We start from the raw sequence: 5,754 nt of genomic DNA, 5'->3' as shown, positions 1-5,754 counted from the left end.
TCCCAGGGAAGTTGTGACCTATGCAATACCGGGGATAGATATACTGGAACTGGACAATGCCTGCAGGGTATTATGGGAAAAAGGTATATATTCTGAAAGCGGAATGGGCTGCACAGGGCCTGTGATTCTGGTAAGTTCTCAAAAGGGTGAAAAAGCCGTAAAAATTTTAAAGGAAGCAGGATATAAATAAGAGGGATAAAACAACCCTCTTATTTATCTTCAAAGATTCCGTATTTATCATGACAATAAATTACAAGGAAATGAGTGCAACTAATATAAAAAAGTACAATTTCTAAAAAAAAGTAAACGTTTTATTACATTAACATTACAGAATAGTTCAATGAATATTATCTGCTGGTTTACTATAATTTAATTATAAACTTGACTCAAGTTATAAATATTTTTATAACAATTCGTGACTTGAATATAGGGAAAGGATGGTTATAGTTATGAGTAAACGTCTGCAAATCGATTATATCGATGTTAAAAAGGTTCAATTCGGAAATAAATCCGAGTTGGTTAACGGTGTGTTAACAGTTAATAAGGAAGAGCTTTATAACCTGATTAATAATGACTTGTTTGCATGGATGAATATCCAATTGGTATACCCTGGTGAGAGCTGCAGAATGCTGGCAGTGCATGACATCATGCAGCCGCGCTGCAAAAAAGAACATCCGGAAGAATCTTATCCGGGAATTTGGGGAAAACTGGCACCTGCAGGTGAAGGGGAAACGGTAGCACTTAGAGGTGTAGTTGTTTCAGACATTTATTATGCAAAGTGTAATGTTAAATATTATATGGATATGGGCGGTCCATGTGCAAAATACACTCATTTTTCAAGACATTATCATGTCGTTATCGATGCTGCACCAGCTGAGGGTGTCAGTGATTTAAGTTATGCGGAAGCGTTAAAACATGCTTCACTGACGGCAAATGTATATTTGGCTAAGCTTGGTGTTGATCTAAAGCCAGATGAAAAAGAAGTCTTTGAGCTCGGACCAGTTGGCCCAGGAAAGGATGGCAAGCCTCTACCTAAAGTGGCATACTTTGTTACCCATATGGCCTCACATGATACTTGGAATATATTGTACTATGGGCAAAGCGCGCTTAATTTTCTCCCAATCATAGTTCAGCCTACCGAAGTGCTTGATGGAGCTTTCCTATGGCGATATTGGGAATGTAATTATTACCTGCAAAACGAGCTGTATATCAGGGAACTTATGAAGCGCCACGGCAGGGATCTTGAATTTGTGGGAGTTGTTTTCGCAAATAACGTTATGAAAATTGACGGTAAAAATACCATGGGCATGATTGGAGCGACATTATGCCGTGACACATTAAAAGCGGATTGTGTTGTGATCAATAAGTCAGGTATGGGACATTGCCAGCTTGATTCGGCGCTGGCTTTTAACTGGGCAGAAAAAATGGGTATGCCCTGTGTAATGAATCTCTCGGCTGTGTCCAATGATCGCCCGGGTGACATGCTGGTGATCTCAGATCCTAAAGTTGATGCTGTTGTCAACAGCGGGCGTAATTATACGCTTCATCACCCGAGAGTTAAACGACTGATTGGGGAGAATGCCGGAGTTCCTAGTCTAGCTGGTATTGATCCTTGGGGACCTTTCGATCATACCACCAATTTTGCATATCAGGGAATATGGTCCCAGCTGGGAGATTGCTATGTGACTACGGATTCAAATATTCCATGGAAAGAAGAGGTGTAAATCATGACTAAAAAGTATCGAATAGTTCATTATATAAACCAGTTTTATGGAGGATTTGGTGGAGAAGATACTGCAGGTATGGATATAGTTGTTAAAGAAGAGCCTGTGGGGCCAGGTTTAGCAATGAAAAATGCGTTTGGTGACAAAGCGGAAATTGTGGCTACGATTATTTGTGGGGACAATCATATTGCGGAAAACTTAGAAACAGTAGTACCTAAGGTGGTTAAAATTGTAAAAAAATACAATCCAGATATGTTCATTGCCGGTCCTGGATTCAATGCTGGCAGATATGGCATGGCCTGTGGTGCGACAACAGCAGCAGTTGTTGAAACACTGAAAATTCCGGGCGTTACAGCATTATATGCTGAAAATCCTGGAACTGATATGTATAAAGATCGCTGTTATATTCTCAAAACAGAAAACAATGCCAGGAAGATGAGAGAAGTTATAAAAAAAATAGTTGATTTTTCCCTTCGATTGGTGTCAGGAGAAGCAATTGGGGATGGCAAGAAGGAAGATTACCATGGAAGCGGTCCGGCCATTGAAATCGATTATTCAATACCAGCACCAAAACGAGCCATTAACATGCTTTTAGCTAAGTATTACAATAAGCCTTATAGAACGGAAGTGGTTATGCCCAATCATGAAAAAATTCCGGTGCCGGTACTTGATAAACCCTTGTCAGAAGCAAAAATTGCACTTGTTACTGATGGAGGCCTAGTACCAAAGGGAAACCCTGATAATATGGTTGTTACCAATTCGACTTGTTTTAAATATTACTCAATTGAAGGAAAGGACAAACTAAGTCCTGAGGATTATGAAGTAAGACATCAAGGTTATAATAATGCCTTTGTTCTTGATGATCCCAACCGTCTTGTGCCAGTTGATGCAATGAGGACGCTTGAAAAAGAAGGTGTCATCGGTTCTTTATTTGATTCATATTTTACAACTGCAGGTGTGATGACTCCTATGGAGAAAGGTAAGAAATTTGGTGAAGGTATTGCCAAAATAATGAAGGAACACAAGGTTGATGCGGCTATATTGACGTCCACCTGAGGAACTAGTTCTCGCTGTGGTGCAGTGATGACAAAAGAAATCGAACGTGCTGGTGTTCCTATTGTTCAAGTGACGAACTTGACAAAAATCGCCGAAGGTATAGGTTCTAACAGAATTCTTCGTGGAAACAGCGTCTTGCATGTTTTTGGCGATCCTTCGCTGCCAAAGGAAAATGAAGTGGCCTATCGTAAAAATGCTGTCAAGAAGGCTTTGAAAATGCTTGAAGAAGTGCCGGAAGAGGGTAAATCGGTAATCGAGGAAATTTAAGCTGGAAATAGCCAATGTGATAATATGACAATATGTTAAAATTAAAAGGAGGTTATTCTTTATGGTTAAGAATAATAAATATAGTGTTAATACAACTGAGCCAATATCTGTGAATGTTATAGATCCTTCTACAAAAAAAATATGGCCGGCTGAATTATGCCATGATTCAGATGGGTTTTTTCTGAAGCAATCCTCTGATCAAGCCAAGGATGCAGAGTTATTTTTGAGTCCTGGCTGGATTGATTTACATGCTCATGTTTACTATGGCGTAGGAGCCATATCCATACCTCCGGATTCAATTGGATTTGATACCGGTGTTCATTTTATAGCTGATGCTGGAAGTTCAGGTGAAGCTACCATTACTGGATTGAGAAAATATGTTGCACCTGCCTTTAATACTCCATTTAAAGCCTGGTTAAATATATGTTCTACTGGTTTGGCACAAATACCTGAAGCTACAGATATTTCCGCAATGGATGTAGCAAAAACGGTGAGAGCGGCCAATGCAAATCGTCCCTTTGTCTGCGGCATCAAAATCAGAGCTGAAAAAACCACTGTCGGTGCAATGGGTATACAGCCGGTAAAACTTGCAGCTAAAGCTGCACGAGAAACGGGAATGCGCCTTATGGTACACATTGGGCTGCCTATGCCGTGCATCGAGGATATACTGGATATTTTGGCTCCAGGTGACGTAATATCTCATGTTTATCACGGGAAATTAAATTCACCCTGGACGTCTGAGGGCAAACCGATTCCTGCTATGGAAAGAGCTTTAAAGCGCGGTGTTCTTATGGATGTAGCCCATGGAATAGGCAGTTTTAGTTTTGAAGTTGCAAAGAGGGCAATAGCTGCAGGATATCCTCCGTTTACTATTAGCTCTGATGCTCATGTTCTAGGCATAAATGGTCCTGTTTATGATCTTCCGACTACAATGACTAAATTGTGTGCTGCGGGCATGGATCTTGTGGATGTAATAGAAGCGGTGACAGCATCACCTGCTAAAATATTACAGCTGGGTGATTGGTGCAATTTGAAGGGAAGACTGCATAATGCAACATTGTTTAAGCTTAGTAAATCTGCTCCTGCATCTAGAAAATTTATTGATTGTGTTGGCAAAGAAATTTTCCCTGAGAAATATATTATTCCTACAGCTATAATTAATAAAGAAGAAATGAAATGGCTGGATTATCCTCTTAAAAATGTAAAGGTAGATGTTGATCCTGCAGTACACATATAAGAAAATTTAAATACAGAAATGAAGGAGCCTGCTGCATAATTTAATTATGCAAGCAGGTTCCTTTTTTAAATATTCTATTCTGTCAGTGTCAGTTGAAGTGTCTTGGTAGATCCATCTCTATAAATTACCACTGAAACTGTATCACCGGATTTATGGGTGGATTTTATTTTATTTATTTCTTCTACGGTTTTTATGGATTTGCCGTCAAATTTTTGTATGATATCCTCTGGTTCCAATCCGGCCTTTTCAGCGGGACTGGATTTTTCAATTTCCTTTACATAAACACCTTCAGGTATGTTGTATTTCTTTGACAGGCTGGAGTCAATATCCACGCAGGCAATTCCGATTTTCAATATTGGTTTTAAGAGGCCGTTTAACTTGGAAGCCACTGTATTTATAGGAATGGCGAATCCTATACCTTCAACCCCGTTTCCACCTATTTTAGCTGAATTTACTCCTATTACCTGCCCAAGTGAATTTACAAGGGCACCGCCGCTGTTTCCTGGGTTTATAGCTGCATCTGTCTGTAAAAAGCTTTGAGTGGTGTTACCCACAGTGATTTCTCTTTTTGTAGCACTTATAATACCACTTGTGACAGAGCCTAAAAGTTCCTTGCCGAGGGGATTGCCTATGGCTACTACAGAATCTCCTACCTGAACATTATCAGAGTTTCCGAGTTCGGCCACTGCCGGCATTTCAGTTTTAGTGGTTACTTTTATTACAGCCAGATCCTGATTTTCATCGTAATTTACAACTTTGGCGGATACGGTTTTTTTATTGCTCAATATGACACTTATGCTCTGAGCACCCTGTATCACATGGTAATTTGTGAGTATATATCCATCGGAGTTTATTATTATGCCTGAACCCATTCCATCGTCCTCACTGCTTTGCCCATCTGAAAAACCGAACATATCCGAATATTGGGATATGGATTTAGTGGAAACACCCACTACTGCAGGGCTTACTTTTTTAGCTATTTCTGCTATTGTAAGGCCGCTCTTGCTTGAAGTGGATATAGGGGAAACCTGTGTCTGTGAAGGCTTTGTCTGCGTTGAGTTTATGGTCTCATAAAGTGGTGTATTTTTGAAAAAGTCTGTATTTGGAACTACATATAAAAAAGCTGCGGCAGATAGAGAGGCGCCTATCAAGCTGGATATCAATGCCAGGGATATATATGAAAAAATTTTTTTGCCTCTGGAATGTTTTTGGGAAAATTTATTTTTGAAACGGGATAATATGTTCATTCTTGCAGTATCTTGATTTTTGTTATAATTATCATCCATGTAAAATTCCTCCTTCTATGAGCTTTTAATAACTATATTATATCATGGTTATATGATAGTTTTTTTTTGTTACAACTATATGTCAAAACTGTAAACTGAGTATGACAATTCTGTTTATTATATGTTACAGATTTTTTATGCTTTTATTAAAAAAGTATTGATACTGTATCTTAAAAAAATATCC

The 5,754-nt window shown here is 39.1% G+C and carries 4 protein-coding genes and 1 pseudogene; 4 read left to right on the top strand and 1 reads right to left on the bottom strand.

Annotated features, from left to right (window positions below; genetic code table 11):
* The 4 genes and pseudogenes from J5G60_RS16225 to J5G60_RS16205 all read left to right on the top strand — a co-directional run.
* Positions 1-190 (top strand): annotated as a pseudogene (locus J5G60_RS16225) (glycine/sarcosine/betaine reductase complex component C subunit alpha); the annotation flags it as partial.
* A 259-nt stretch (positions 191-449) separates the two neighbouring features.
* On the top strand, positions 450-1,724 hold the full coding sequence (locus tag J5G60_RS16220; protein ID WP_150358859.1) for a glycine/sarcosine/betaine reductase component B subunit: 1,275 nt from the start codon (positions 450-452) through the stop codon (positions 1,722-1,724).
* Positions 1,725-1,727: 3 nt separating this feature from the next.
* A complete protein-coding gene (locus tag J5G60_RS16215) occupies positions 1,728-3,047 on the top strand; it encodes a glycine/betaine/sarcosine/D-proline family reductase selenoprotein B (RefSeq protein ID WP_236035336.1) in 1,320 nt (439 codons plus the stop codon).
* A gap of 61 nt (positions 3,048-3,108) precedes the next feature.
* Positions 3,109-4,284: an amidohydrolase/deacetylase family metallohydrolase gene (locus J5G60_RS16205; RefSeq protein WP_150358862.1), complete on the top strand. Its 1,176-nt coding sequence runs from the start codon at positions 3,109-3,111 to the stop codon at positions 4,282-4,284.
* 74 nt (positions 4,285-4,358) lie between these two features.
* Here J5G60_RS16205 and J5G60_RS16200 read toward each other — a convergent pair whose 3' ends face one another.
* On the bottom strand, positions 4,359-5,570 hold the full coding sequence (locus J5G60_RS16200; protein ID WP_150358863.1) for a S1C family serine protease: 1,212 nt from the start codon (positions 5,568-5,570) through the stop codon (positions 4,359-4,361).
* Between the last annotated feature and the right edge of the window lie 184 nt (positions 5,571-5,754).

The sequence above is a fragment of the Clostridium sp. HV4-5-A1G genome (assembly GCF_900184915.1).
Taxonomy (GTDB): Bacteria; Bacillota; Clostridia; order Clostridiales; family Clostridiaceae; genus Clostridium_B; species Clostridium_B aromativorans.
Note: the sequence above shows the minus strand (reverse complement) of the source record. Positions and strands in the feature narration are given on the sequence as shown.

What these genes read in the sequence shown, in the direction of transcription:
- J5G60_RS16220 (WP_150358859.1), top strand. Translation starts at nt 450, where the DNA reads ATGAGTAAACGTCTGCAAATCGATTATATCGATGTTAAAAAGGTTCAA.
- J5G60_RS16205 (WP_150358862.1), top strand. Translation starts at nt 3,109, where the DNA reads ATGGTTAAGAATAATAAATATAGTGTTAATACAACTGAGCCAATATCT.
- J5G60_RS16200 (WP_150358863.1), bottom strand. Translation starts at nt 5,570, where the DNA reads ATGGATGATAATTATAACAAAAATCAAGATACTGCAAGAATGAACATA.